Source organism: Ralstonia sp. UNC404CL21Col, from assembly GCF_000620465.1.
Taxonomy (GTDB): domain Bacteria; phylum Pseudomonadota; class Gammaproteobacteria; order Burkholderiales; family Burkholderiaceae; genus Ralstonia; species Ralstonia flatus.
Map to the genome: position 1 here is coordinate 224,855 of NZ_JIBE01000004.1, position 24,856 is coordinate 249,710.

Annotated in this window: 20 protein-coding genes; 6 read left to right on the forward strand and 14 right to left on the reverse strand. The window is 65.8% G+C overall.

All coding sequences use genetic code 11. From position 1 onward, the window contains the following. Positions 1-6: 6 nt before the first annotated feature. Positions 7-2,118, reverse strand: coding sequence for a cation:proton antiporter (locus tag N511_RS0109225; RefSeq protein WP_027679033.1), 2,112 nt, complete (start codon positions 2,116-2,118; stop codon positions 7-9). Next, on the reverse strand, positions 2,115-3,191 hold the full coding sequence (locus N511_RS0109230; protein ID WP_027679034.1) for an oxidoreductase: 1,077 nt from the start codon (positions 3,189-3,191) through the stop codon (positions 2,115-2,117). The genes N511_RS0109225 and N511_RS0109230 overlap by 4 nt, the downstream gene beginning before the upstream one ends. A gap of 268 nt (positions 3,192-3,459) precedes the next feature. Between N511_RS0109230 and N511_RS0109235 the strand changes: the two genes are divergently transcribed. From N511_RS0109235 to speG, 3 genes are read left to right on the forward strand one after another with little or no spacing between them, the layout of a single operon-like run. Next, positions 3,460-5,580, forward strand: coding sequence for a TonB-dependent receptor (locus tag N511_RS0109235; RefSeq protein ID WP_027679035.1), 2,121 nt, complete (start codon positions 3,460-3,462; stop codon positions 5,578-5,580). A gap of 22 nt (positions 5,581-5,602) precedes the next feature. Beyond that, on the forward strand, positions 5,603-6,745 hold the full coding sequence (locus N511_RS0109240) for a PepSY-associated TM helix domain-containing protein (protein WP_027679036.1): 1,143 nt from the start codon (positions 5,603-5,605) through the stop codon (positions 6,743-6,745). A gap of 55 nt (positions 6,746-6,800) precedes the next feature. After that, positions 6,801-7,343, forward strand: coding sequence for a spermidine N1-acetyltransferase (gene speG / locus N511_RS0109245; RefSeq protein ID WP_027679037.1), 543 nt, complete (start codon positions 6,801-6,803; stop codon positions 7,341-7,343). 17 nt (positions 7,344-7,360) lie between these two features. On the opposite strand, the gene N511_RS0109250 is transcribed toward speG, so the two are convergent. Further along, the gene (locus tag N511_RS0109250) at positions 7,361-8,077 is read right to left on the reverse strand and encodes an ArsR/SmtB family transcription factor (protein ID WP_027679038.1); all 717 of its coding nucleotides are present in this window, start codon (positions 8,075-8,077) and stop codon (positions 7,361-7,363) included. An 88-nt stretch (positions 8,078-8,165) separates the two neighbouring features. Between N511_RS0109250 and N511_RS0109255 the strand changes: the two genes are divergently transcribed. The 3 genes from N511_RS0109255 to N511_RS0109265 all read left to right on the forward strand — a co-directional run bounded on the left by N511_RS0109255 (position 8,166) and on the right by N511_RS0109265 (position 10,999). Beyond that, positions 8,166-9,299, forward strand: coding sequence for a cytochrome P450 (locus N511_RS0109255; RefSeq protein WP_027679039.1), 1,134 nt, complete (start codon positions 8,166-8,168; stop codon positions 9,297-9,299). Between the two features lie 48 nt (positions 9,300-9,347). Continuing rightward, positions 9,348-9,692 (forward strand): antibiotic biosynthesis monooxygenase family protein, encoded by a 345-nt coding sequence (locus N511_RS0109260; protein ID WP_027679040.1) that lies wholly within the window; start codon positions 9,348-9,350, stop codon positions 9,690-9,692. A gap of 152 nt (positions 9,693-9,844) precedes the next feature. Continuing rightward, complete coding sequence (locus N511_RS0109265; RefSeq protein WP_027679041.1) at positions 9,845-10,999, forward strand: Gfo/Idh/MocA family protein; 1,155 nt, start codon at positions 9,845-9,847, stop codon at positions 10,997-10,999. 59 nt (positions 11,000-11,058) lie between these two features. Here N511_RS0109265 and N511_RS0109270 read toward each other — a convergent pair whose 3' ends face one another. The 11 genes from N511_RS0109270 to N511_RS0109320 form a co-directional block, all read right to left on the reverse strand. Continuing rightward, entirely contained in the window at positions 11,059-11,349 is a 291-nt protein-coding gene (locus N511_RS0109270; RefSeq protein ID WP_009240655.1) for a hypothetical protein, read from the reverse strand. Between the two features lie 170 nt (positions 11,350-11,519). Beyond that, entirely contained in the window at positions 11,520-14,759 is a 3,240-nt protein-coding gene (locus N511_RS0109275; protein WP_027679042.1) for a bifunctional cytochrome P450/NADPH--P450 reductase, read from the reverse strand. 150 nt (positions 14,760-14,909) lie between these two features. After that, a complete protein-coding gene (locus tag N511_RS0109280) occupies positions 14,910-15,701 on the reverse strand; it encodes a DUF2968 domain-containing protein (RefSeq protein ID WP_027679043.1) in 792 nt (263 codons plus the stop codon). A 106-nt stretch (positions 15,702-15,807) separates the two neighbouring features. Next, on the reverse strand, positions 15,808-17,223 hold the full coding sequence (locus tag N511_RS0109285) for a sigma-54-dependent Fis family transcriptional regulator (RefSeq protein ID WP_027679044.1): 1,416 nt from the start codon (positions 17,221-17,223) through the stop codon (positions 15,808-15,810). Between the two features lie 15 nt (positions 17,224-17,238). Further along, positions 17,239-18,954, reverse strand: coding sequence for a TadG family pilus assembly protein (locus N511_RS0109290; RefSeq protein WP_269321388.1), 1,716 nt, complete (start codon positions 18,952-18,954; stop codon positions 17,239-17,241). Between the two features lie 19 nt (positions 18,955-18,973). Next, positions 18,974-19,303 (reverse strand): DUF3613 domain-containing protein, encoded by a 330-nt coding sequence (locus tag N511_RS0109295; protein ID WP_027679046.1) that lies wholly within the window; start codon positions 19,301-19,303, stop codon positions 18,974-18,976. Further along, positions 19,300-20,235, reverse strand: a complete 936-nt coding sequence (locus N511_RS0109300; protein ID WP_027679047.1) for a lipoprotein — start codon at positions 20,233-20,235, stop codon at positions 19,300-19,302. Before N511_RS0109300 ends, N511_RS0109295 begins: the two co-directional genes overlap by 4 nt. Before the next feature lies 1 nt (position 20,236). Then, positions 20,237-21,226, reverse strand: coding sequence for a type II secretion system F family protein (locus tag N511_RS0109305; protein ID WP_027679048.1), 990 nt, complete (start codon positions 21,224-21,226; stop codon positions 20,237-20,239). A 9-nt stretch (positions 21,227-21,235) separates the two neighbouring features. Then, positions 21,236-22,162 (reverse strand): type II secretion system F family protein, encoded by a 927-nt coding sequence (locus N511_RS0109310; protein ID WP_027679049.1) that lies wholly within the window; start codon positions 22,160-22,162, stop codon positions 21,236-21,238. Then, complete coding sequence (locus tag N511_RS0109315; protein ID WP_027679050.1) at positions 22,155-23,510, reverse strand: CpaF family protein; 1,356 nt, start codon at positions 23,508-23,510, stop codon at positions 22,155-22,157. The genes N511_RS0109310 and N511_RS0109315 overlap by 8 nt, the downstream gene beginning before the upstream one ends. Next, complete coding sequence (locus N511_RS0109320) at positions 23,507-24,850, reverse strand: AAA family ATPase (protein ID WP_027679051.1); 1,344 nt, start codon at positions 24,848-24,850, stop codon at positions 23,507-23,509. Before N511_RS0109320 ends, N511_RS0109315 begins: the two co-directional genes overlap by 4 nt. Positions 24,851-24,856: the final 6 nt, after the last annotated feature.

Below are 24,856 nucleotides of genomic sequence, written 5' to 3' on the forward strand. Positions count from 1 at the left end.
GCCACACTACCGCGATGCGGCCGGCATACGCAGCGCAGTCGACAGCGGCGGCCGCGGCAGCGCGGCCGTCCATGCACGGCGGATCACCGCGCTGATCTGCTTGTAGACCTCTTTCGAGATCACCGTTTCGGCCAGCATCGTGTCGATCTTGCTCTGGCCGATGTACAGCGCGAACAGCACCAGCAGGCGTTTTTCCAGCGCAGCGCTGTAGTCGCCGAACTTCTCGCGCAGCTCGGCCAGGCCCTCCTCCGCCGCCTCGATACGGGTGATCAACACGCCGTCGAGCAGGTCTGCCATGCGCTCGCCCAGCACGGGCTGCAGCGACGTACGGTTGTACGCGCGCAAGCGTTCCAACACCGTCTGGCGGCAAATGAGCAGCTCAAAGCGATCGGCCAGCGCGTTGGCCAGTGGCCGGTCGATATGCGCCACGCGGTGCAGCCACACCGCAAAGCGGTAGCCGGCGTTCTTGGCGAGGATGCGCCGCGATGCGCGCTTGTAACCCAGGCGGCCCTCCGTGCGCGCCGCGTCGATCATGTCGGCGGTGTTGCGCATCATGGCGTCGAGGTTGCGGATCGAGACGAGGCCGTTGCCGTACTCGGGAATCAGCTCGCGCTCCCGCGTGGCGAGCGATACCAGGCCGATGGTCAGGCGCTCGCGCTCGGACAGCGCTTCTTCAAGGTTCAGCTCGAGCGCGCCGGCCGCGACTTCCCGCCGATACACCTCCGCCGCCTGATCGGTGGCGCCCGACGTGAAATGAAAATGCCCGCCGATACGGCGCATGGTCGATTCCACTTCCTCCGTCGACATGCTCAGCGCCTGGCCTTGCAAGGCTTGCTCTTGCGGCGACAACTGATCGAGCCCCAACTGCCGCATCACCCAGCGCAGCGTCGCCCCGTTGAAGAGCACGCTCACCAGCACAAAGCCGGTGGCGAGGATGGTGACGAAATGACGATCGGCTTCGTGCACGGCCTGGTTTTCGGCCACCCCCAAGGCCAGCACCAGCGTGACGGCACCACGCAGGCCGCCCCACGCAATCGCGAGCTTGTACGCATGGCTGACCGGCGCGGAGAGCTTGAGCCACGCCAGCGCGGGCAGCAGGCCGAACAGCACGGCAAGGCGCGCCACCAGTGCCGCCAGCACGATCACCGCGAGCCATAGCGCGTCTTTCCACACCACGCCGTGCAGCAGTTCCGGCACGCGCACCGCCGCCAACAGAAAGACCACCGCCCCAGCCAGCGCCGCAATCTGCTCCCAAATCAGTTGCAGATGCGACCAGTTGCGCGGCGTCAGGCGCGTGCGGCCCAGCGCGCCGATCACCAGCCCGGCGCAGACCACCGACACCACACCCGACACGCCCAGCATGTTTTCCGCCACGAGATACAGGGGATACGGGAGCGCGAGCGTCCACGCGGCTTCCGCCTGGGCGATGCCGCGCAGCGCCGGCAGCAGGAATGCGGCGATGCGCCCGGCGATCAAACCGAACACCACGCCGCCACCAAACGCCCTGGCCAGCTCACGCAGGCCGGCGACGATGGACGCATCGCCGCCGTGCCCCGTCAGCATGGCAAGCAGCACGCCCATGATCGCAATGGCGGCCGCATCGTTCAGCAGCGCCTCGCCTTCCACCAGGCGGATCAGCCGCGCCGGTGCGCCCACATCGCGAAACACCGCAATCACGGCGGACGGGTCGGTCGTGGCAATCATCGCGCCGAGCAGCAGGCACGTGACGATGCCAAACGGCGTGACGGCCGCCGCTGCGAGGCCGATCACACCCGTAGCCACCACCACGGCCACGATGGCGAGCATCAGGATTGGCGCGGCATCCGGCGCCATGCTCCGCACATCCACCGACAGCGCTGCCTGAAACAACAGCGGCGGTAGGAAGAGCCACAGGTACGCCTCCGCCGGCCAACTTGGATCGACCAGCGGCGCGAAGAACGTGGTGGCAAAGGCAGGCGCGCTGCTCCGCAAGATCACATAGGCGCCGCCGATACCGATGCCCGCCAGCGCCAGCAAGGTCGATTCCGGCAACGTCAGGCGCGAGGCCAGCATCTGCACCAGCGCCACCACCGCCAGCAGACCGCCCGCCACCAGCAACAGGATCACGACGCCGTTCACGAGGCGGTCTCCCGCGCGGCGCACCAATCCGCGCGTTCGGCATCGGTCAGGTCCGGCACGACGGCCGTGCCGGTTTCGGCAGCGGCCACGGCGGCTTCGAGCACAGCCATGACGGCCACCGCCTGCACGGGCGGGACAGGATTTGCGCGCTCGCCGAGGATGGCGTCGCGCACAGCGGCGTAGTACGCGCGCTGATCGCCACCAGGCGTTGCGACGGCGGTTTCGGTGGATGTTGCGCCGTCGATGAGCAGGCCCGCGTCGTCGTCGGCGCCCCAGCCTTGCGCGCCGGGTTGCATGCCGGCCAGCAGCTGGGCTTCCTGCTGATCCATCCGCCGTTTGATGAACGAACCGCGCGTGCCGTGGACGATCCAGCGCGGCGAGCCGCCCGCCACCAGCATGCTCGCGTGCAGGACAGCCCGGCGCTCGCCCAATTCCAGGACGACATGCGCCCAGTCCGGCGTTTGCGCGCCTGGCCGCTGGCGTGCGAACGAAGCGCTCACCGCATCGGGCAGGCCAAGCAGTTGCAGCGCCTGGTCGATCAGGTGCGGGCCGAGGTCGAACCAGATGCCCGTGCCCTGCCCCGCCTGCTCCCGCCAGCGCGCACGCACCTGCGGGCGATAGCGGTCGAAATGCGCCTCGACGTGCATGGCTTCGCCGATGGCGCCACTCGCAATCGCTCCTTGCACGGCCAGGAAATCGCTGTCCCAGCGGCGGTTTTGGAATACCGACAGCAAGCGCCCCGTCTCACGCGCGACCCGCGCCAGATGCCGCGCCTCTGCCAGCGTGACGGTGAACGGCTTGTCCACGACGACATGCTTGCCCGCGCGCAACGCAGCTTCAGCCAACGGCGTGTGGCGGTCATTTGGCGCGGCGATGACGACGAGGTCGACATCCGGGTGCGTGGCCGCCGCTTCCGGCGCGCAGACCACAGCCTGCGGCCGATCCGCATGCACCGCCTCCGGCCGGTTGGAGCCGATGACCTGCAAATGCAGCCCTGGCGTGGCGTCGATCAATGCAGCGTGAAAGAGCTTGCCCGCATAACCGTAGCCGATCAAAGCGGCGCTCAATGGCATCTGATGTGATGAATGCGACATGTCGAAAAAATGGCAGAAAACAGGCGAGTCAGACGACGGCGCCGCAACTTGGTGCCCAAAACCTTAGGGCATCGCGTTAAAAAGTTGCTGGACCCGCGGCCAGCAAACGTTGCGCATCGTCAAAAACACGCTTTAACTCTCTTGTAAATAGGAATTGTTCTCATTATTATCTGCGCCTTCACATTCTGAAGGCGCCGCACCTCGGGGGAGGGAGTCGCGTCCTACTTTTCACTTTACGGGAACTGCAATGCCGCCGAAACGTTTGTGCCTGTCTCTGGCCGTCCTTGGAACGCTGCCATTTGCCCATGTGGCAACTGCAGCCGACACCGTTGCCGCAGCCGATGCGGGCACGTTGCCGACGTCCACGGTCAAGGGCACACGCAGCAGCACGAGCTACGACACGCCCATCGCGAACACCGCCACGAAGATTCCCGTGCCGCTGCGCGAGATTCCGCAGTCGGTGAACGTCGTGCCGCGTGCGGTGATTCAGGACCAGGGCGCGCTGTCGATCAACGACACGCTGCGCAACGTGCCGGGCGTGTCGGCCTCGCTGGGCGACGCGCAGCGCGACCAAGTGACCATTCGCGGTTTCTCGTCGATCAACGACCAGTACGTCGACGGCCTGCGCGACGACTCGCTCTACTTCCGCGACCTGTCCAACATCGACCGCATTGAGGTGTTGAAAGGCCCGGCGGCCGTGCTGTACGGGCGCGGTTCGTCCGGCGGCATCATCAATCGCGTGACAAAGAAACCGCTGGCCACGCCGCTGGCCGAAGTGGGCGTCGTGGTCGGCACGGAGCGCCAGAAGCGCGCCGAGTTCGACCTGAACACGTCCATCAACGACGACGCCATCCGCGCGCGCATTACCGGTGCGGTTGAAGATTCGGGCGGCTTCCGCAACGACTACTTCCTGCGCCGTCAGGCAATCTCGCCGTCGTTCCTGTTCAACCTGGCGCCCGATACCAAGCTCACGGTGCAGTTCGATTACCTGCACGACAAGCGCATCGCTGACCAGGGCGTGCCGTCGTATCGCGGTCGTCCGGTGAACGTTCCGATCGAGACGCGCTATGGCTCGGCCGATGCGGGCGCCGGCAATGTGGAATCCACCGTCAAGAGCGTGACCGGCACGCTGGACCACCGCTTCAACGACAAGTGGTCGTTCCACAGCGTGGTGCGCAACTACGAATACTCGCTCGGCCGCAACAACTACACGACGGTCAGCCGCGTCACCGATGGGCCGATCCCGACCGTCACGCTCGCCGTCAACCAGCGCAACCGCAACGACCGCGGCACGCTGTGGCAGAACGAGCTGACCCAGAAGGCCGAGACCTGGGGCATCCAGCACACGCTGCTGTACGGCATCGAGCTGGGCTATCAGGACAAGAGCGACCGCGTGGCCGCGGCGCCAGGCAGCACGACGTACAACCTGTTCAACCCGACGCTGCAGGTGTTGCCGACCGTACCGGGCAACGCGGTGCCGACCAACTACGGCCTCTCGCACAACGAGACGTATGCAGCGTACGTGCAGGACTTGATCAAGTTTTCGCCGCAATGGACGGTGCTCGCCGGCCTGCGCTATGAAATCCTCAAGCAGAGCCGCGACGACCTGACCCCGCGCAATGTCGATCTGTCACGCACCGACAAGCCGGTCAGCCCGCGCTTCGGCGTTGTGTATCACCCGATCGAGCCGCTCTCGCTGTACGCGTCGTACAGCCGCTCGTTCCAGCCGCTGGCCGATAGCTTTACCTTCTTCCCGAACAGCGGCGCGCTGGCTCCGCAGTCGACCACGAACTACGAGATCGGCGCCAAGTACGACCTCTCGGCCGGCGCGAGCGTCACGGCCGCGCTGTTCGACATGAAGCAGACCAACCTGACGGCGGCCGATCCGGTTACGCTGCTGGGCGTGCCCATCGGCACGCAACGCACGCGCGGGCTGGAGCTGTCGTTCACGGGCGAGATCGTGAAGACGTGGTCGCTGATGGCGAGCTATGCCTACCTGAACGGCCGCCTGGAAAACCCGAACGACCGCAGCGGTGGCGTGGCCGTCAACGGCAACCAACCGTCCCTCACGCCGCGGCATAGCGGCTCGGTGTGGCTCAAGCACGATCTGCCGAACGGCTTCTATGTAGCCGGCGGCGTGCGTGCGGAAGCTGCGCGTTATGCATCGCAGTACAACCTGACAACGCTGCCCGGTTACATGACCGTCGACCTGGGCGCCGGTTATCGCAGCAAGCACGTTGACGTCACGCTGAACCTGCAGAACCTGTTTAACCGCGCGTACTACGTGTCGGCGCATGGCGGCGCCGAGAACTACAACATGCCGGGCGCCCCGCGCATGGCGCTGCTCGGCGTGCGCTACAAGATGTAAGCGTCGAACAGGCGAACGGGCGATGCTGCGACGGGTGCTTTTCCGCTTGCACTGGCTGATCGGGTTGTCAGCCAGCGTGGTGCTGGCCATCGTCGGCGCCACCGGCGCCCTGATGGCCTACGAGGATGAACTGCTGCGCGCGCTCAATCCCGGCGTGCTCACCCTGCCCGCGCGCAGCGGCCCCGCGCCGACGCTGCTGCAGGTCGCAGCGCAGGCGCGTGCGGCCATGCCCAAACGCCCCGTCACCTTCATCACCGCTGCGTCCGCCCCAACCGAGCCGTGGCGCGTCTGGTATGCCTGGCCGCCCGGCAAACACGGCGGCAGCAGCCGCGGAGAGCTGCGCTACATCGATGCCGCCACCGGCACGTTGCTGCCTGAAGCGCGCGCGCAGCACTTCTTTGCCACCGTCAAGCTGCTGCATCGAACGCTGCTTGCTGATGAGATCGGCAAGCAAATCGTCGGAGCCAGCACGGTGGGGCTTGTCGTAATGGCCCTCTCGGGCCTGTACCTGCGCTGGCCGCGTCGCGTCACGAACTGGCGAAGCTGGCTCGTGATCCGATGGAGCCGCGCCGGTCGCATTCGCTGGTGGGACGTGCACACCGTCCTCGGTACCCTGGTGTTGCCGCTGTATTTGCTCGCCGCCTTCAGCGGGCTGTATTGGGCGTATGACTGGTACCGCGATGGCCTGCAGCGCCTGGCCGGCATGCCCGTTGTCACCAAGGCAAAACCGGTGGAAGGCGCGCGACAACCGCTCGACGGTGCGGCATTGGAGCGCACGTGGAACGTTTTCCTGGCCAACGCGTCGAACTACGGAACCGCCACCCTGCGTATTGACGATGCCCGCACGGGCAAGGTCGATATCAACTGGCTGCCCGCAGATGCACCGCATGACCGGGCCTTCAACCGCTTGACGCTAGACGCCAGCACCGGCGTCGTCATCCGCAACGAATCCTTCGCCGACAAGCCGCCGATGCAACGCTTGCTGGCAGGCATGTTGCCGCTTCACAATGGACGCTACTTCGGACCGATCGGCGTCGTGCTAGTGTTGATTGGAGCATTGATGCTGCCGGTGTTTGCGGCAACGGGGTGGTGGCTGTATCTCGATCGGCGCCGACGCGCGCAACCGCAGCGCAAACACGCATCCGCAGCGACACGTCCTTGCTGAGAACGCAGGGGCGTCGACGCGATGTCGGGCGCCTCAACACAACAAGGACAACATCATGGTGATCGAAAAATCCCGCGACCTCTGCCTGCGCCCGCTCGAGCGCAACGACCTGCGTTTCGTGCACGAGCTGAACAACGACGCGAAGATCATGCGTTATTGGTTCGAAGAGCCGTACGAAACCTTTACTGAACTCTCGCAACTCTACGACCGCCACGTGCACGACCAGCGCGAGCGCCGCTTCATCTGCGAAAACGATGCCGGCGAAGCCGTGGGTCTGGTCGAGTTGATGGAGCTGAACTACATCCACCGCCGCGGCGAATTCCAGATCATCATCGCGCCCGGCTGGCAAGGTCACGGCTATGCGTCAACCGCGACGCGACTGGCCGTCGACTATGCATTCATGGTGCTGAATCTGCACAAGCTGTATCTCGTTGTCGACGTGGTGAACGAACGCGCGATCCACGTGTACGAGAAATGCGGCTTCCAGCGCGAAGGCGAGCTGATCGAAGAGTTCTTCAGCAACGGCGCGTATCACAACGCGCTGCGCATGTGCGTGTTCCAGCGCGATTACGTCAAGTCGATCCGCGGCGCCACCTGACGCACAACAGCGCGGCCCTACGCCGTGCGCAGCCACGCATGCAATTCGCGCTGCCCGACCTCAGTCATGTTCAGGGCCCGCGAGTGCTTTTGCCGCGCCAGCCACCCCAGCGCGATACAGCACTCCGCCACAGCGGCCCCGAGCGCGCCTGCCAGGTGGGGGCGACGTTCGCTCCAGTCCATGCAGCCATAAGCAAAGCGGCGTCGGCCGTTGCGCAGTGCATTCACATCGACGCCGATGGCGGCCAGCGCCTGCTCACCTTCGGGCGTGACATCGTAGGCGCCGTGCGTTTCATCGAGCTGCGTCAGCCAGCCGCGCGACAGGAATTTCTCCGACACCTCCGTGCCGAGCTGCCCGGCCAGGTGGTCATAGCACAGGCGTGCCGCACGCAGGTTTTCGGGCACGGCTGAGCGCCGCGGGTCCGCCGGCTTTTCAGGCGCGACCACCAGCAGTGATTCGATCATCTCCGCCACCGCCGGAGAGCGCAGCCCGAAGTACTTGTAGCGCCCGCTCGACAACGAGGTGATGAGCGCATCGGCCTCGAGCCGGCGCAAGTGCGCGCTGGCCGTGGCCGGCTCCACACCGGCGCCGTAGGCGAGTTCCTTGGCGGTGAGCGAGCGGCCTTCCATCAACAGCAGCAGCATGCGGATGCGGGTGGGGTCGCCAATGGTGGCGGCCACGCGGCCGATGTCCGGCTGGGTTGTCGATGCGGTGGCTGGGGAAGATGCGGTCATGGTTCGATGGAGACCAAACTGTTGGTGCGTGACAGGCGGGCGGCCAGTCCAGAGAATGGGAGCCATCTTACTCCCGCGCCCCATGCTGATGACCGCCCTCAACACCGCCCCGCCCGCCGACGTGCTGCAAGCCATTGGGCATGCTGATCCCGCCCCTTACTACGCCGAACTGGCCGCCACGCGTCCGTTCTTCTTCGATGCCACCCTCGGCTGGTGGGTGGCCGCCGGCGCCGAAGCCGTCGATGCCGTGCTTGGCAGTGCCGCCTGTCGCGTACGGCCTGCAGAAGAGCCGGTGCCCAAGGCCGTGGCCGCAACGCCCACGGGCGCATTTTTTGGCCGCCTCGTGCGCCAGATCGACGGCCCTGATCACAGCACACGCAAAGCCAAGGTGATGACCGCGTTGGGCCGACTGGATGTATCTGCGCTGGCCGGCCACGCGCAGCGGCATGCGCGCACTGCGCTGCCCGATGCGGCAAGCCTGGACGCTGCGCTGGATTCCGATGCCCACTTTCGCGTGCCGCTCGCCACGATGGCGCAAACGCTGCTGGACGATCACGCCGATGCGCCTGCCTGCCAGGCCGACATTGCCGCCTACCTGGCCGCGTTGGGCCCGGGGGCCAGCGCAGGGGTGGTCGCGCAGGCCGATGCTGCCGTGGGCCGCTTGCAGCAGCGCTTTGCCGCCTCGCCGTTCGCCGACGGTGACAACGATGCCGACATCGCCAATCTCGCCGCCCTGCTCGCGCAAACCTACGACGCCTGCGCCGGGCTGCTCGGCAACTGCATTGTTGCGCTGTCGCGGCACGCCGGGTTGACTGCCCGGCTGCGCACGCAGCCGCACGCCATCGAGCCTTTCGTGCGTGAAGTCCTGCGCCGCGATGCGCCGGTGCAGAACACGCGCCGCTTCGTCGCGCACGATATCGTGCTGCTGGGCCAGCCGCTGCGCACCGGCGACAAGATCCTGGTGGTGCTGGCCGCCGCCAACGTGGATGGCACAACCAACCCGGACCCACTACGCTTCGACATCGACCGCGCAGCGCCGCGCTTGTGGACGTTCGGCGGCGGCGCGCACCGCTGCCCCGCCGACGCATTGGCCACCACCATCGCGCGCGAAACGGTGCAGCATCTGCTGAGCCTGCCGGGTGTCGAGCGATGGCTCGCCGGCCTTGGCGAGGTGGCATACCGCCCCTCGCCCAATGCGCGCATTCCCCGCTTTCAAGCTTGAAGTTGCACCCACGAACGCATCACGAAAACACCCCACAGGAGACTTGCCATGATCGCCGTCATCTTTGAAGTCGAGCCTGCACAAGGCCAGCGCGACACCTACCTCAACCTTGCCGCACGGCTGAAGCCCCTGCTTGAGCAGGTGGACGGCTTCATCTCGGTGGAGCGCTTCCAGAGCATCACGAATCCGGACAAGATGCTCTCGCTGTCGTTCTTTCGCGATGAAGACGCCGTCAAGGCCTGGCGCAACATGGAGCAGCACCGCGGCGCGCAGCACGTCGGCCGCGACCACGCGTTTGCCGACTACCGCCTGCGCATCGCCCACGTGGTGCGCGACTACGGCATGACCGAGCGCGACGAAGCCCCGACCGACAGCCGCGCCGAGCACGCCTGAGCGCAGGGCCGCGCACCTCTGCGGGCCCGATGTGACGCCTTTTGCGCCCGCCGGGCACCACCTTTGCTTAATCAGTCAGAACCCGCACGGCCGAGCGCGCCGCATCACGGCCCCGGCATGCTGCCGTGCGCAACGATTGCAAAGGAATTGTCATGAATACCGCTTCTCATGAGGCTGAACGTGAGCCGCAAGTCGCTCCAGCCCGTACCGTTCAGAGCCCGGTGCGTTATGCCGTGGTCGGCGCGGGGTGGATTTCCCAGGCCGCGTTTCTGCCGGGCGTAGCGCAAAGCGGCAACTCCGTCGTCACGGCGCTGGTCACCGGCGATGAGGTCAAGGCCACCGCGCTGGCCGAGCGCTACGGCATCGAGCATGTCCACGGCTATGCGGACTATGACCAGCTGCTCGCCTCGGGCGATATCGACGCGATCTACCTCGCGCTGCCCAACGACATGCACCGGCAGTACGCCCTCCCCGCCCTCCAGCGCGGCATCCACGTCCTGCTTGAAAAGCCCATGGCCACCAGCGAGGCCGATTGCGAAGCGATGATCGAAGCGGCCCGCAACGGCAATGCGAAATTGATGATTGCCTACCGGCTGCATTTCGAGCCCGCCACGCTGGCCGCCATTGAACTGGTGCGAGCCGGCAAGCTGGGCCGCATTCGCGCGTTCTCGGCCGTGTTCAGCCAATCGGTGGCGCCATCCAACCACCGAGCCAATCACGGCTATTGGGCCGGGCCGGTGTCCGACATGGGCGTGTACCCCATCAACGCGGTGCGCAATCTCTTTGGCGAAGAGCCGGTCGAGGTGTCGGCCTGTGGCGTGCGCGACCCCGACCTCCCGTTCAACTTCGACGACACCGTCAGCGTGACACTGCGCTTTGCCGACCACCGCGTCGCCCAGTTCGTCGTCAGCTACAGCGGCGCAAGCATCGACCAGTACCGCATCCTCGGGACGAAAGGCGATCTGGAAGTTTCGCCTGGGTTCATGTTTGGCGTGGGGCTGAAATACCGCGCCACCATCGACGGCAAGACGCACGAACAGGCGTTTGACGCGACCGACCAGTTCGGCGGCGAGCTGCAGTATTTCTCCGATTGCATCCTCAACAACCGGGAGCCCGAGCCGAACGGCGAGGAGGGCTTGGCCGACGTGCGCGTACTGGCCGCCATCGAGCGCGCGCTGGAGTCGGGGCAGCCGCAAAACCTGGGGCCGTTCCAGCGTCAAGGCCGCATGGAGACTGCGCAGGTGCGCAGGCTGCCGCCCGTGCCGTCGCCAGAACTCGTGGACGCAGCTGAACCCAGCCAGGGATAAGAAGAACCGAAAAAGAAAAACGCCCGCGACGAACGGCGGGCGTGGGTGGGATTCAGGATTTACAGATTGATGCGCTGGACGGCGTCGCGCATGCGCTTGCGGATCGAAACGTCCGAATTGGTGTTGCTGCTGGAGCCGTCGGTTTCCATGGCGTTATCGCAACGCCATTCCGTGGCTTCGCCGTTGTCGGTCAGCGCACAGACGCGGTGGGTCCAGCGGTCCCACACAAACACATCACTGCCGGCCTCACCGGAGAGCAGCGGCTCAAAACGGTACATCCACAAGTACCCGACACCCAGCAGGGTGACCAGGAAGATCGCCATCCAGGACGCTTTGATTCGGCGCCACATTCTCATTTCTCCTCGTGGAGCCACTGCGCCGGACGCACCTGACAGGGCGTCGCTGGGCCAAAAGCGCGGTACTCCAAGGGGCAAATCGTAACATGTGGCATCCCGGCCCCGGCTCAAGCGGGCAGCCGATGCGGCAGCGCCACAACACCAACAACCACCTTATCGGAGCGTCAGTTGAAGACGTCCTGCCGGTAGCGGCCGGATTGCATCTGCGCCGCCAACCAGTCCGACGCGGTCGACAGATCGCTGCCGTAGCGCGCCTGATGCATGCCGATGAGCGTGTCGCGCACCGCTGGCGCCATCGCACGGCCGTCGCCACAGACATACAACGTGGCGCCCACATCGAACGCCGCCCACACAGCTTCGCGCGCATCCCACAGGGCATGCTGCACGAAGCGATGCGGATGCTCGGCCACGCAGGAATACGCGGGAAAGACGCGCACCACGCCTGCCTCTTCCCACGCACGCACAGTGTCTCGGTAGAGAAAGTCGTGCTCGGGGTGACGGCAGCCGAAGCACAGCAGCGACGTTGCCACCGCCTCGCCCGCCGCCTGCTGCGCGGCGCGCTCCTCCAGGAAGCCCCGGAACGGCGCGATGCCCGTGCCGGCACCGATCAGCACCATCGGCTTGCTGGCGTCTGCGTCGGGTGCGAACGACGGATTGGGCGTGCGCACGGCGGCAGCGATCTCGGCGCCTGCATGCAGCGTCATCAGGTAGGTCGATGCCGTCCCGCGATACGTGCCGACGCCAGACCATGCCGGCCCCGACACCGTGCCCACCGTCAGTGCGGCCACACCCGGCGACACTCGCGCCGACGACGCGATGGAATAGAAGCGCGGGCGCATCGGCCCAAGCCGCGCGAGAAACGCCTCCAGCGTCAGCTCGATCGCGGGGAAGCGGATCAACAAGTCGAGCACGCTGACATGCGCGACTTGAATGTCACGGTCGAAGCGCTCGGCCGCGTCATCGCCTTCCAGCCAGACGGCAAGCTGACCGCGCGTGAACGGACAGCGCGTGGCCGCGTGCAGCGCGGTGATATCGCGCACGGTAGCGGTGTCCTGCAGCTCGACGAAATCGCGCAGCAGCTGGCGCACGGACACCGGCTGGTTCAGCGGCAGGTGCCGCACGTGCACATGGCGCGCAGTCAGGGTGACGAGCGCATCGCCCTCCAACGCAAGCCGCGCGATGGCGGCGTCGACACGGTCATCGGCATTGCGCGGGTAGACGGCGAGGTGGTCGCCGGTGGCGTAGGTCGCGTCGTCGGGCAACCGCACCGTGAGATGACGCGTGGGGCCGCGCGGCGCCTCCCGCGTGAAATCCCACAGGCCGGTGGCGTCGCTGACGAGTTCTTCATTGGCGAGCACCGTCATCGTGCGTGCGGCCGGCGGCAGCGTGGCGGCGCGGAGCGCATCAGGCGCAACGTAGTCGACGTGGACGGACGGGCCGTCGGCGTGGGTTTGGCGGGCGCCCAGGGCGCTCCACAGGCTGCGCGTCCAGGCGTCGACGGCAGCATCGAAACCGGCATTTCCGTCCGCCTCGCCACGCGGCACGATGGCTTGCGCGCCGGCTGCAGCAAGCATCGCTTCCACCCGCTTCGGGAACGCCTGGAACGCGGGCCATTGCGAGTTGCCGCAACCCAGGACGGCATAGCGCAATCCGGCTGCCTGCCTGGTGAGCGCATCGGCGGCATCGAGCCGCGCCTCCAAGGTGCGGGCGCTGTCCGGTGCGCGGCCGTTGTAGGTGGCGGCTACCACAATGAGCGTGCCCTGCTGCGGCAGCGCGTCGGCAATGGCGTCGAGCGGCGCCACCTTGGCGTCGAACCCGGCACGCGATGCGGTGGCTGCGAGTTGCTCGGCGATGTCCTGGCAGGTGCCCAGGCTGCCGCCATACAGCACGTGCATCGGCTCACCGCCGCCGGCAAGTGCAGATTCGGCGGCGTCTTGCGTGACGGCCTCGGTGCACGCAGGCGTGGCGATCGACAGCCGCTCCCGCGCGTTGCGCAGCCGCGCGCGCAAACGGAAACCGTCCGGTTTGAGCGTCAGCGTTTCCTTGATCTGGAAGCCGTAGTCGTACGGGTCGGACAGCGCAAAGCGCTGCAGGATCACCGCAAGCGCCAGCTTGGCTTCGGTCAGCGCAAACTGGCGGCCGATGCAGGCGCGCTCGCCGTTGCCGAAGGGCTTGTAGGCGTGCGGGTGGAGCTTGGCTTCGTTCTCTGGCAGGAAGCGGTCGATATCGAAGACTTCGGGGCGATCCCACACCGCCGGATCGCGATGCAGCGCCAGCAGCACGGTTACCACGCGCTGGTCCTTGCGGATGGCGTAGCGGCCGCCAATGCGCGTGTCTTCATACGGCGCCACGCCAAAGCTCGGGGCGGTCGGCCACAGGCGCAGCGTTTCCTTCAACACGCGCTCGATCACATCCAGCTGCGCGAGGTGCGCATACTGCGGCACGGTATCGCCCGGCAGCACGCGGTCAACCTCGGCATATGCCTGCGCCAGCACGGCCGGATGGCGCAGCAGCATGTACAGCGCAAAAGTCAGCAAGCCGCTCGTGGTTTCATGCCCGGCAATCAGGAAGGTGATGACCTGGAAGCGGATGTTGGTGTCATCCAGCGGCTCGTCCGACACGGGATCGCGCGCGTTGAGCATCAGCCCAAGCAAGTCGCTCGCGCCGATGCCGCCATCTTTTGCCTGACGGCGTGCGCGGATCACCTCGTCCACCAATTGATGCATGGCGGCCACGTCCTGCTCGAACCGCCGATGGTGCTCGTGCATGAAGCGGTCTTTGAGCGGCAGGCGCGTGAGCTTGCCCATCGCTTCGGACAGCACCCCCACCATGGCCGCCAGGAACGGATGCAGCTCCGGCGTATTGAACGAATCGAAGCGATATCCGAAACCCGCCAGCGAGATGGTGTCGAGCGTGAGCCGCGTCATGTCGTCGGCCACGGGGATATCGGCGTCTGGCCCCTGGCGCGCCCATTTGTCGGCCAGCGCATTGGCCACGTCGAGCATCACATCGAAGTAACCCTTCATCGCACGCTGGCTGAAGGCCGGCAGCAGAATGCGATGCGCCTTGCCCCAGTTGGGCTCGTCCTGATGCGCCGTGAAGAGGCCATCGCCCGCCCCCGCCCGCAGGAACGAGAGCGGCGGGCCGATCAGTTTGCGAAAACGCGTTTCGTCGCAGAGTTCGGCCACCAGATCGGCGGAATAGACAAACGGCACGCGCCGCCCGGCAAAGTCGAGCTGGTAGAGACCTTGGGGGAACTGGCGGCTGGTTTCCAGAAGCGTCTGGGCCAGGCGGTCTTTGGGGAGTTGCAGCAGGTTGCCCAGCCACGGCAAGCCCTTAGGCTGGGGGATGGGCTCCGCCGCAGCGGGCGAGGCATTGGCGGGTAACTCGGAGGCGGAACGCATGCGCGGTCGACTGCGAAAATGGGTTGTCCGCCAATGTACGCGCCGCCCTGCCCTGCATCAAACAAAGTCGCCATGTTTGAATGCGGCCCCCTAAAAGTGAATCGGGCGACCCGTGGGCCACCCGATCTGGGGACGATGTGAAGCGCTGGATCAGCGGCGGCGCGGCTGTGAATTGAACGGCGCGTTGACCTGGGCTTCGAGTTCGCGAATCTGACGCTGCAATTCGTCGACGCGGGCGCGGGCGGCACGGCGTTCGATATCCAGCGCCTCGGCTTCCGTGCGGGCGACCTTCTGTCGTTCCTGGGCCTGGGCCTGCTGCTGACGCTGGATATCCAGGTCGGTCTTCAGGCCACGCAGCTTTTCCTGCTGGGCGGCAATCTGGCGCTCGGAACGCTCTTTCTGGGCTTCCAGACGAATCCGCTGCAGCTCCAGATCGGCCATCGTGCGGGTTTGCCGGGCGAAGTCGCTGTACAGACGTTCGGCAGCGGCTTCATTGGTGGTCTTGATGACTCGCCAAAGGTCTTTCTGCTGGAACAGTGTGACGTAGTACGTCAGGTCGCTCTGGGCAAACAGCAGGCTGGCGCCGTAGGCCCCGTTATAGGTGGTGCGCAGCTCGGACAGTTCATGCGCCTGCATGCGCTGTTGCAGCTCGAATACGGCGCTGGCAGGTGCCGGACCGTCGGTGCGGGCTGCGCCGGCGGGCGTGGCAGCCGTACTGGCGGCGGGCGCCGTGGCAGCCGGCTGACCAACCGTGGCGGTCAATGCCGGCACAGGCGCGGCGGCGGCAATCGGTGCAATGGCGGTGGGCGGCGCGGCGGGGCTTTGCGCCACGGCTGATGTGCAGGCGGCCGTACCGGCCACGACTGCGACTGCGGCCGCGATGGCCAATCCCCTCTGAAACGCGCGATGCGACGCTTTCCCTGACTGTTTTTTTGTTCTCATCTCGACCCTGTGGATTCTGCGCAGGTGTTGCAGCCGAAAACTATACGCGATCCGCCGCCCGAGTGGCACGCCGGGCGCCCGCCGCGCGGTAGGGTGTTGTATGGCGTCACTCCAGCTCGCGCAGCTCGGTTTCGCCGTCGGCGATCTGGTATTTGCGCATCTTTTCCCACAGCACCTTGCGGCTGATGCCGAGCGTGGCGGCAGTGTCCTGGCGGCGCCAGTTGTTGGCGTCCAGCGCGGCCAGGATACGGCGGCGCTCTTCTTCGCCACCTGTGCCCCCATTTCCACCGCTGCTGCGCTCGCCATAGCCGCCATGGCTGCCATTACCGCCCTCGCGCTCGAAGGCGTCGCGCTGCAGGCCGGCGAACAGCGGCAGGATGCGCGCTTCGTCCCAGCGGCCGAACTGACGCAGGGTGATGCCGATGCGCTCGGCCAGGTTGCGCAGCTCGCGCACATTGCCGGCAAAGTAGGCCCGGGCGACCGATGCCCGCACCCATTCGGGCACCGGCGGCATGGCGTCGAAGGTCTTGTCGCCCAGCAAATGCCGCAGGAACGAGAGCAGCAGCGCGATCTTGTCGTCCGCGCCGCGCTGCTCAAGGCTGGGGATGCGCAGCTCGATCACGGCCAGGCGGAAGTACAGATCGGCGCGGAATTTGCCCGTGGCGACCATCTCGCGCAGGTTCTTGTTGGTGGCAGCCACCAGGCGGAAATCCAGCTTGACGGGCACCGTTGACCCCAGCCGCGTGCATTCGCTGTCTTCGAGCACACGCAAGAGCTTCACCTGCTGATACAGCGGCAGGTCGCCCAGCTCATCGAGGAACAGCGTCCCGCCATTGGCCTGTTCGAAGTAGCCGCGGTGCGCGTACATGGCGCCCGTGAACGCGCCCTTGGCATGGCCGAAGAACTGCGATTCGAACAGCCCATCGGGAATCGCACCACAGTTGACCGCCACGAACGGGCCTTTGCCGTAGACGCTGTTCTTGTCGTGCAGCAGGCGCGCGATCCGCTCCTTGCCGGCGCCGGTCTCGCCGTAGAGCATGACGTTGCTGTCGCAATCGGCAAAGGTCTCGACCTGCTCCAGCAGCCCGTGCATGGCCGGCGATGCGGCTACGAGGTCGCTCTGGTCCTGCGCCTGAGCCTGCGCAGACGACATCGACGGCAAGACCTTGCTGATCTGTGCGCGGAGTTCGGTCGCGCCAAAATCCGGCCCCAGCACATACGTGTATTCGGGCGGAAAGCGGCTGGAATCATGCTGCGTATCCGCCGCCACCCAGATCACCGGCATGCCTTGGGCAGCCTGCCAGTCGAGCACCGTAAAGCCGCCGCTTTCGACCACCGACGCGCTGATCACCGCCACCGCCGGCTTCAGCCGAGGCTCGGCCGGCTGAAAATCGATCCCACCCGCGCGGATCACCTCCGCCCCGAACGGCGCCATGAACCGCGCCACACGATCGGCAATGTCGTGACGGCCTTCCCAGACAAAAATCTCAAGCGTTTCGTACGCCCAGCGATCGGTTTTCATGTCGTCGCTTCCATGTCAGTAAACCAGCTCGACGGCGTCGCAGTCGAGGGAGAGGAGTTTGATGTCGGCGTAGCCGAGTTGGATGCCGAGGACTTCGAGTAGAGGGGTGAGGACGGCGTCGAGGGTCGAGCCAATCAGAGCCAACACCGGCGCCAGAATCGCCGCACCGATCGGCCCCAGCGGAATTCCGAGGACTGTCAATTGCAGTTGATTGAGATTGCTGTTCAGGATCGAGCCGAATACCGCCTGTGTCGCAACGCGCGGCGGTGAATTGCCGCTCGTATCGGTCTGCGGATTCAAGCCGATCTGAGTGGCCGCGATCGTTTCATCGGTCCAACCAGAATTGGCGGCTGGCGACACATTGGCCTTGATGCTGACCGCGCCAATCCCCAGCAAATCGACGAGATGCGCTGGCGTAGCGGAAGAGCAATTCAACGAGCCACTGACTGCTGTATCTGCACCCGCAGCAATACATAGCGAAACAGGCTGCGGCTGTACCGAGATGGTGGCTGTCGAGTTCTGACGAGGAACCACACAGTTGTTCGATTTCGCGTGTCCTTGCGCGCCGGCAACTTGCAAGCCGATCGGCAACGTAATGCCAGCAAGCCCCAGCACGTTGGCATTGATGCCTAAACCCAACCGAACCTGGGCTGTCCGCGCTTGCGTCCGCCACTGCCCAGCGTTCGGCCCTGACAAGAACTGTCCCGGAGGCCCCACCGCGATGGCCGGCGGCTCGATGATTTTCAGCGACAGCGTGACCGCCCCCAACCCAACAAGGTTCAGCGTAACGGGCGCCACATTCACCGCCGACTGGCTGTTGGCAATCTGTGCAGCCGTTGTCAGAAGATCGAGCACGTTGACGGTGGCATTGAGTGCCGCCTGTTCATTGCCTGCCAGCGCCAGCACCTGGAGCAAGCCCGGCGACGAGGCGCCGCCATCGCCGATATTGATTGGCACATTCAAGTCGTTGCCGAACGACAGCGCATTGCTGGCGCCCGCCCCGCCCACAGATACGCCGGCAAGCCCGGACTGCGATGCGACCGAGATGACGGCATTGAAAAGGCTTCCCAGGCTCGGTGACAAGGACAGCAATTGCTGCATCGAACCCGCTCCCAACGCGACCGCCAGATCGGCGAGCCGGATGTTGGTGGTAGCCAGCCCCTGATAAGACGCGGCGTCGAGATTCAGATTCGTGTGAAGCAAATATCCGAGCAGCTGGTTCAGCAGTCCGTTATTGACGGATGCCAAGCCGGACCCGAGCGAGAACGCCACGATGGACGTGTTCTTGGCAATCGCCGTCGCCTGCAACCTCCGCTGACCGACCATGAAGAAATACGGCACGTTTCGCGTGATCGTCACCTGTGCGGCGTTCGTATTGCCGTCCACCGCAGCTTGCGCGGTGAAGTACGTCGGCGCAGTGCCCGCGCTTGCATCCCACACGCCCGGCACGACGGCCAGCGTGATGTTGGTGCCATCCACCGTGAGCCCGTTCTGCACGACGGACTGCTGGGCTGCGGTCGGCAAATCCAGTCGCTGCACCGCTGCCATGGCGGCGAGGTCGGCAGAGCGCTGCAACGCCCGCTGCGTGTAGAACAGATTGCCAATGTCGATGGACACCAGCACCGCCAGACCGACTGTGGCAATAAAGGTGGCCGTCATCACGCTCACCGCGCCGTGCAGGCGGCGGCGCAGCTTGGCGGCTCGACGAAGGCGGGAGGTGGCTCGAGTCACAGCAGCGTTCTGTGAAGGTTCAACGTGCGGTTGTGGCCTGGCTCGAGCTTGTCGACTTCGCGCTCGAGGCCGTCTGCGAAAGGCCGGGCATCGGCCGACTGAACGAATCCAGGTAGCGCTGGTACGCCAGCGCGGCCTGCTCGCCGCGGAGCGGGACGAACTCCCCCGCATACGTGCCATCGCGTTGCGCCTTGAGCAAGGCGCGCGTGGCGTCGCCCATGTCGCTACCCACGTTGGGCGCGGCCTGCGCTGCGTTTTGCGGATTGCCGCCCGAGAAGCCCTGCGCTCCTGCCGGGTTGGTCATCAGCCATGCCGCCGCACCGGCAGCCATCAGAATGCGGTGGATCATTGTGCGGTCTCCAAGGTGTCGAGCAAGCGGCCGCGCTGCAACGCCAGCGGACGGGATTGGGAGGTGGCATTGGTGGCGGCATTGGGCACAGCCGTTACGGCAACGCCGGCGGCGGACGAACCGACCGCGACGGCACGCGGGGCCACCGAAGCGGCGTCGCGCGCGATGCGACGATCGCGCCAGGCGCCGCGAACGCGCGCCACGTCTTCGTCAATGGCCTTGCGCGCGGAGGCGGTCAGTTGTGCATGCGACGCGAGCGACGCGGCATCGTCCTTGCGATCGTTCACGGCCAGCCAGATCACGAGGTTGCCGGCAATCTTCGGGCTGCCGGCGGCCATCTGCTGCGCCTGCATCAAGGGCACACGGGCTTGCTCGACCTCGCCGGCACGCATCAGCGCATAGCCGAGATCGCTGGCCGTGCTCGCATCGGTCGGATTGGCTTGCGCGGCAAGCTGCAGCCGGCGCGCCGCTTCGGCAAAGTTGCCCTGGCGCCCAGCGACGATGCCCAGGCCGCGCCAGGCCGAAGCATTGAGCAATCCGCCTTGCGTGCCTGCGCCCATGGCCGAGGTGGCGCCCACCACCGCGCGGTATTCGGCATCGGCCGCCGCGAGCTGGTCGGTTTCGCGCAGCGCGTCGGCGCGCAGCAGCATGATTTCGGGCGCCCGGCCATAGCGCTGCTGGTAGGCATCGATATGCGCGAGCGACGCGTAATACAGGCCTTGCTCCTGCATCCGTCGGATCAGCGAAAGATACGTCGCCGGACTGGTGATCTCGGCCTTCTCCTGGCTCTGGCGCTGACGTGCCATTTCGATATCGGCATCGGTGCGCAGGCTCATGTCGGATGTGGCCATCGAGCCGCAGCCCGACAAAAGCAGCGGCAGGATCGACAGCGCGCCCAGCCACGCATGTTTGATGTTCGGGAACGGTGCCATCTCAATTTCCCCCGGTATGTTGCAGGCTGCGCATGACGTTCATGAAGCCCGGCCCAGCTGTGATGATCAGCAGCGCCGGCAGCAGCGTCATGACCATGATCATCGTCATCTTGACGGTCAGTTTGCCCACGCGCTCCTTCAGGCGAGCACGACGGTTTTCCTGCAGACGCCCCCCAAACTGGCGCAGCGGTTCCTGCACCGCGCCGCCAAAACGGTCGACCTGGGTCAGCAGCGTAATCAGCCCCTTCAGATCTTCGTTGTCGAACAGTCGAGCGATACGCAACAACGTCTGCTCGCGCGGCCGGCCCGACGCAAACTGCTGATTGGCGCGTCCGAATTCGCCGGCCAGCACGGGCAGCATGCTGTGGAACTCGTTGGCGATGACCTGCAGGCTTTGATCGATCGACAGGCCAACCCCTTGCAGCAGACGCAGCATGTCGACCATGACGGGCAATTCGTCATCCACACGGCGGCGACGGCTCTCCTTGCGGCGGCCCAGCAGCCATTTAGGCCCCAGGTATCCGAGCGCAAAGCCGACAAAACCCCACACGAACACAAACAGGATCGACGTGGCGTTCAACGCGCCGACCACCGCCAGCACCGGCGGCAGGACAATACGCGTGCCGCCAAAAACGGTGCGCGCGTGCTCTCCGTAGTAGCCGCACTCCTCGAGCAGCTTGCGATCCTCTTCCGTGACGATGCGTTGCCCCAGGCTGGTGTCGATCCAGCGCTGGCCCACCTTGGCGATCTGCTGCTGGAGCTGCTGGGCTTCGCGCGTGCCATGCGGACGCGCCTTGACGGCCGGCGGCACGGCCGGTGCGGCAGTGGTTGCGGCGGGGTTGGCGGCCGTTGCCCGAATGTCGGACAACGCCGTGTCGAGTTTGCGCGCACTGCGATAACGCGTGAGCGTTGCCCGCAGCGCCAGGCCGCCGAACACCAGCACCCCCGCGGCGGCGGCGGTCAGGCTGAGCGTGATGAGCGTCTCGTCCATGCGCCCTCCTTAGACCGATTTCGCCAATCTGGCGAGCATGACCGCACCGATGACTTCCATGCCGAATGCCGTCAGGATCAGCGTTTCGCCGAACGGGTCGCGCCACATCGACATGATGTAAGCGGCGTTGAACATGATGATCACGCCCCCCACCACGACGGGCAGCAGCCCGATGATCCAGGCCGACAGGCGCGTCTCGGCCGACAGCGCAAACAGCTCCCGCTGCGCCTGCTGCCGATCGCGCATGAACGCCGCCGTGCGCTCCATCACAATGTCTGCCCGGCCACCGTAGCGCAACGAGAGGCGCAACACCGACGACAGCAGGATCAGCTCATTGACGCGGTACTGCTGGCCGACCGTCAGTACGGCAGCGTCCAGATCCTTGCCCGCACGCTGCATCTGCGTGATGGCGATCAGGCAGTTGCGCAACGGTTGCTCGGTATTGGCGCTTGCGGCCTGAAACGCGGCCGGCACGGCGCTGCCGATGCTCATCAGCCGCACCACGCCATCCAGGAAGCCCGGCAGTTGTTGCAGCAGGCGCTCGTTCATCTTGCGCGTGCGGTTCCAGAACAGGAACGCGACGATCAACACGTACAACCCGAGCGCCGTCACAGCCGACACCACGCTCGACAACGCCCATACGACCAGCGCAATCGCGACGGCCGGCACGATCAGCACGATGTAAAAGCGACGCGTCGGTTCGATATCGGCGCGGCGCAGCGCGTCGTTCCACACGCGGTGCAGTGAATCGGGCACGCTGGCCGGTGCGGCCTCCACATTCGGCTGGTAGCGCGCGTTGATCTGGTCGGTCTGTGCACGCACGAAACTGCGCGATGCCTCGCGCTCGCGACGGCGCACGGCCTCCGCCCACAGCATGAGCGACGCGCCCATCAGCAGCAGCGCCAGGCAACCGAACCAGAGCGTCATGCTAGACATGGAAACGGCCTCCGCCGCCGAATCCGGTCATGCCGCCGTCCATGCCACCGCCTTCGCTGTTGCGCAGGCGGGCGAGCTTGGGCGAATGCGGCTGCAGGCCCAGCGCCGTCCAGCGGTCGACTTCTTCGCCGTCCGGGCCGATGTAGGGTTCGTAGCGATACAGCTCCTGCGTCGAGATGATGTTGTCCCCCAGCCCAGTGACTTCCGTAATCGACAGGATGCGGCGTTTGCCGTTGGACAGCCGCCCAATCTGCACGATGAAATCAATGGCGTTGGTGATCTGCCGGCGCAGGCTCACCTCGCTGCCCTGGAAACCGGCAAAGCCCGCCAGCATCTCGAGCCGATAGAGGCACTCGCGCGGGCTGCTGGCGTGGATGGTGCCCATCGAGCCGTCGTGGCCGGTACTCATGGCCTGGAGCATTTCCAGCACCTCGCCGCCGCGCACTTCGCCCACGATGATGCGATCGGGCCGCATGCGCAGGCTGTTGCGCAGCAGCTCGCGGATCGTGACGACGCCCGTGCCCTCAAAGCCGCCTGGCCGGCTTTCCAGGCGCACCACGTGCGGGTGGTTGAGCGACAGTTCCGCCGTGTCTTCAATGGTGATGACGCGCTCGGTCGTCGGAATGTGATACGCCATCGCGTTGAGCAGCGACGTCTTGCCCGAACTCGTGCCGCCGCTGACCAGGATGTTGCAGCGCGCGCGCACAGCGGATTCGATCAGCGCGCCGATCTCTTCGCTCATCGTGCCCAGGCCGAGCAGATCTTCAGGCTTGAGCGGATCTTTCCGGAACTTGCGGATCGACACGACCGGCCCTTCAAGGGCCAGCGGCGGAATGACCACGTTGATGCGGCCGCCGTCGGGTAGGCGCGCATCGACCATCGGGTTCGATTCATCCAGCCGGCGCCCGATCGGCGCGAGGATGCGGCGCACGATGCGCAGCAGGTGGTTGTTGTCGGCAAAACGCACCGGAATGCGCTCCAGAATGCCGTGCCGCGACACATAAACGTCGAGATGACCGTTGACGAGAATGTCTTCCACCGCCGGATCCGCGAGCAGGTCTTCGATCGGGCCGAAGCCGGCCAGCTCCTTCGTCAGCGCCTCGGCAATCTGCCGGATCTCCGTTTCGTTGACGGGGATGCGGCGCATGCGCGTAAAGCCTTCCACCTCCAGATCGACAAACCGTTGGATGGCCGTGCGCGACCAGCGGCCGAACTCGGCGCCAAGCTCTTCGATGCGCGTGAGCAGATGTTCGTGCGCGGCTTCCTTGATGTCCTGGAAGGCCTGCGAAACGGCAAACACGCCGTTGCCGGCGTCCGCCTGGTTGGAGAACTCGATGGGTTGTGTCATGTCGCGTTCCGTTCGGTGGTCCCGATATCCAGTTCAGTGGCGTCTGCCGACTTGCGCTTGGAACGTCCGCCAAAGCGCCCACCCAGTCGCGCACCCACGCCTGACACCCAACTCGAGACACCTGAGGCGCGCTCGCTCTGCTGCGCATAACCCAGCGTCTGGGCGATCTGGGCAAGCGCGCGCACGTAGGCGTCGGTGGGGTGCGTTTCGGCCAGCATCGCGCCCTGGTTGGACGCAATCACCAGCGCTTCGCGGCGGTTCGGCACGGTCAGCACCGAGGGGATCTCCAACCGCTCCGCGATCTGTGCCGCGTCCAACGACAAGCGTGTATCGAACTTTGAAATGGTCAGGTGCAGGTGGTCGCGGTCAATTTCGCGCTTCTTGAGTTCCTGCATCAGCTCTGCGGCCGAGACGATGGCGCCCACACTCTGCTCGGTCACGAGCATCACGTCATCAGCGGCCTTGATGATCTGTGCGATGAAGTCGATGTTGCCGAAACCGCCCAGGTCAACCACCTGAAGGTCGAAGAACGTGCGCAAGCGGTTGAGCAGCCCGAGCGCCTCGGAGAACGAGATGTCACGCATCTCCGCAAGCGAAATGGGCAGCGGCAGAACGGCCAGCCCGTTCGGATGCCGCGACAGCGCGGTCTGCACGAACACCTGGTCAAAGCGGCGCAGGTTGCGCACGGCTTCAACAAAATGGAAGTTGGCCTGCACGTTCAGGTACAGCGCGCCATCACGCAGCGGCTGGCCGAGGTCGAGCAGCATCACATCGCTGGCGGAGGTGCGGCGCACCACGGTGGCGAGGTTGGTGGCCAATGTGGTGGCACCCACGCCAGGACGGGCGCCCAACACGGCCAGCACGCGCCCGCGGCGGGTCGGCTCGGCTGAAGCGCGCTCGGCCAGCAAACGACGCACCACGCGCACGGCTTCGGCCGGCGCGCCATCCACATCGACGAAATCCTTTACGCCGGCGCGCAAGGCGGCGAGCATCGCGCGGCCATCGGCAGCCGAGCCCACCGCCACCAGCGGCAAGCCCGGAAACAAACGCGTGAGTTGCGCAACAAGCTGCGTGGCCTCGTTGATTGCGTCGGTGCCCTCGCCCAGCTTCTGGTCCTGGTCGGGTACGTCGATCAGCGTGGGGGACGAGGCAAAGCGCACAAACACCACCTCGGGGTTCACGGCGCCAATCTGCTCGATGAACGCGTCGTGGCCCGTCGTCTCTGCCACCAGCACGCCCAGCTCCCGAATCGCCGCGGCCAGCCAGCGGTGCACGCCTGCCGACTGGGCGTCGACCTGCATGCCGCCACGCGCGCCGCCGTGCAGAAGGAAGTAATCCATGCCCGC

Bases quoted from the DNA above. Each gene is read 5' to 3' on its own strand.
- N511_RS0109265 (WP_027679041.1), top strand. From the start codon at position 9,845: ATGAATACCGCTTCTCATGAGGCTGAACGTGAGCCGCAAGTCGCTCCA.
- N511_RS0109305 (WP_027679048.1), bottom strand. From the start codon at position 21,226: ATGGACGAGACGCTCATCACGCTCAGCCTGACCGCCGCCGCCGCGGGG.
- N511_RS0109235 (WP_027679035.1), top strand. From the start codon at position 3,460: ATGCCGCCGAAACGTTTGTGCCTGTCTCTGGCCGTCCTTGGAACGCTG.
- N511_RS0109240 (WP_027679036.1), top strand. From the start codon at position 5,603: ATGCTGCGACGGGTGCTTTTCCGCTTGCACTGGCTGATCGGGTTGTCA.
- N511_RS0109255 (WP_027679039.1), top strand. From the start codon at position 8,166: ATGACCGCCCTCAACACCGCCCCGCCCGCCGACGTGCTGCAAGCCATT.
- speG (WP_027679037.1), top strand. From the start codon at position 6,801: ATGGTGATCGAAAAATCCCGCGACCTCTGCCTGCGCCCGCTCGAGCGC.
- N511_RS0109230 (WP_027679034.1), bottom strand. From the start codon at position 3,191: ATGCCATTGAGCGCCGCTTTGATCGGCTACGGTTATGCGGGCAAGCTC.
- N511_RS0109285 (WP_027679044.1), bottom strand. From the start codon at position 17,223: ATGAAAACCGATCGCTGGGCGTACGAAACGCTTGAGATTTTTGTCTGG.
- N511_RS0109275 (WP_027679042.1), bottom strand. From the start codon at position 14,759: ATGCGTTCCGCCTCCGAGTTACCCGCCAATGCCTCGCCCGCTGCGGCG.
- N511_RS0109270 (WP_009240655.1), bottom strand. From the start codon at position 11,349: ATGTGGCGCCGAATCAAAGCGTCCTGGATGGCGATCTTCCTGGTCACC.
- N511_RS0109295 (WP_027679046.1), bottom strand. From the start codon at position 19,303: ATGATCCACCGCATTCTGATGGCTGCCGGTGCGGCGGCATGGCTGATG.
- N511_RS0109310 (WP_027679049.1), bottom strand. From the start codon at position 22,162: ATGTCTAGCATGACGCTCTGGTTCGGTTGCCTGGCGCTGCTGCTGATG.
- N511_RS0109250 (WP_027679038.1), bottom strand. From the start codon at position 8,077: ATGACCGCATCTTCCCCAGCCACCGCATCGACAACCCAGCCGGACATC.
- N511_RS0109260 (WP_027679040.1), top strand. From the start codon at position 9,348: ATGATCGCCGTCATCTTTGAAGTCGAGCCTGCACAAGGCCAGCGCGAC.
- N511_RS0109300 (WP_027679047.1), bottom strand. From the start codon at position 20,235: ATGGCACCGTTCCCGAACATCAAACATGCGTGGCTGGGCGCGCTGTCG.
- N511_RS0109280 (WP_027679043.1), bottom strand. From the start codon at position 15,701: ATGAGAACAAAAAAACAGTCAGGGAAAGCGTCGCATCGCGCGTTTCAG.
- N511_RS0109315 (WP_027679050.1), bottom strand. From the start codon at position 23,510: ATGACACAACCCATCGAGTTCTCCAACCAGGCGGACGCCGGCAACGGC.
- N511_RS0109320 (WP_027679051.1), bottom strand. From the start codon at position 24,850: ATGGATTACTTCCTTCTGCACGGCGGCGCGCGTGGCGGCATGCAGGTC.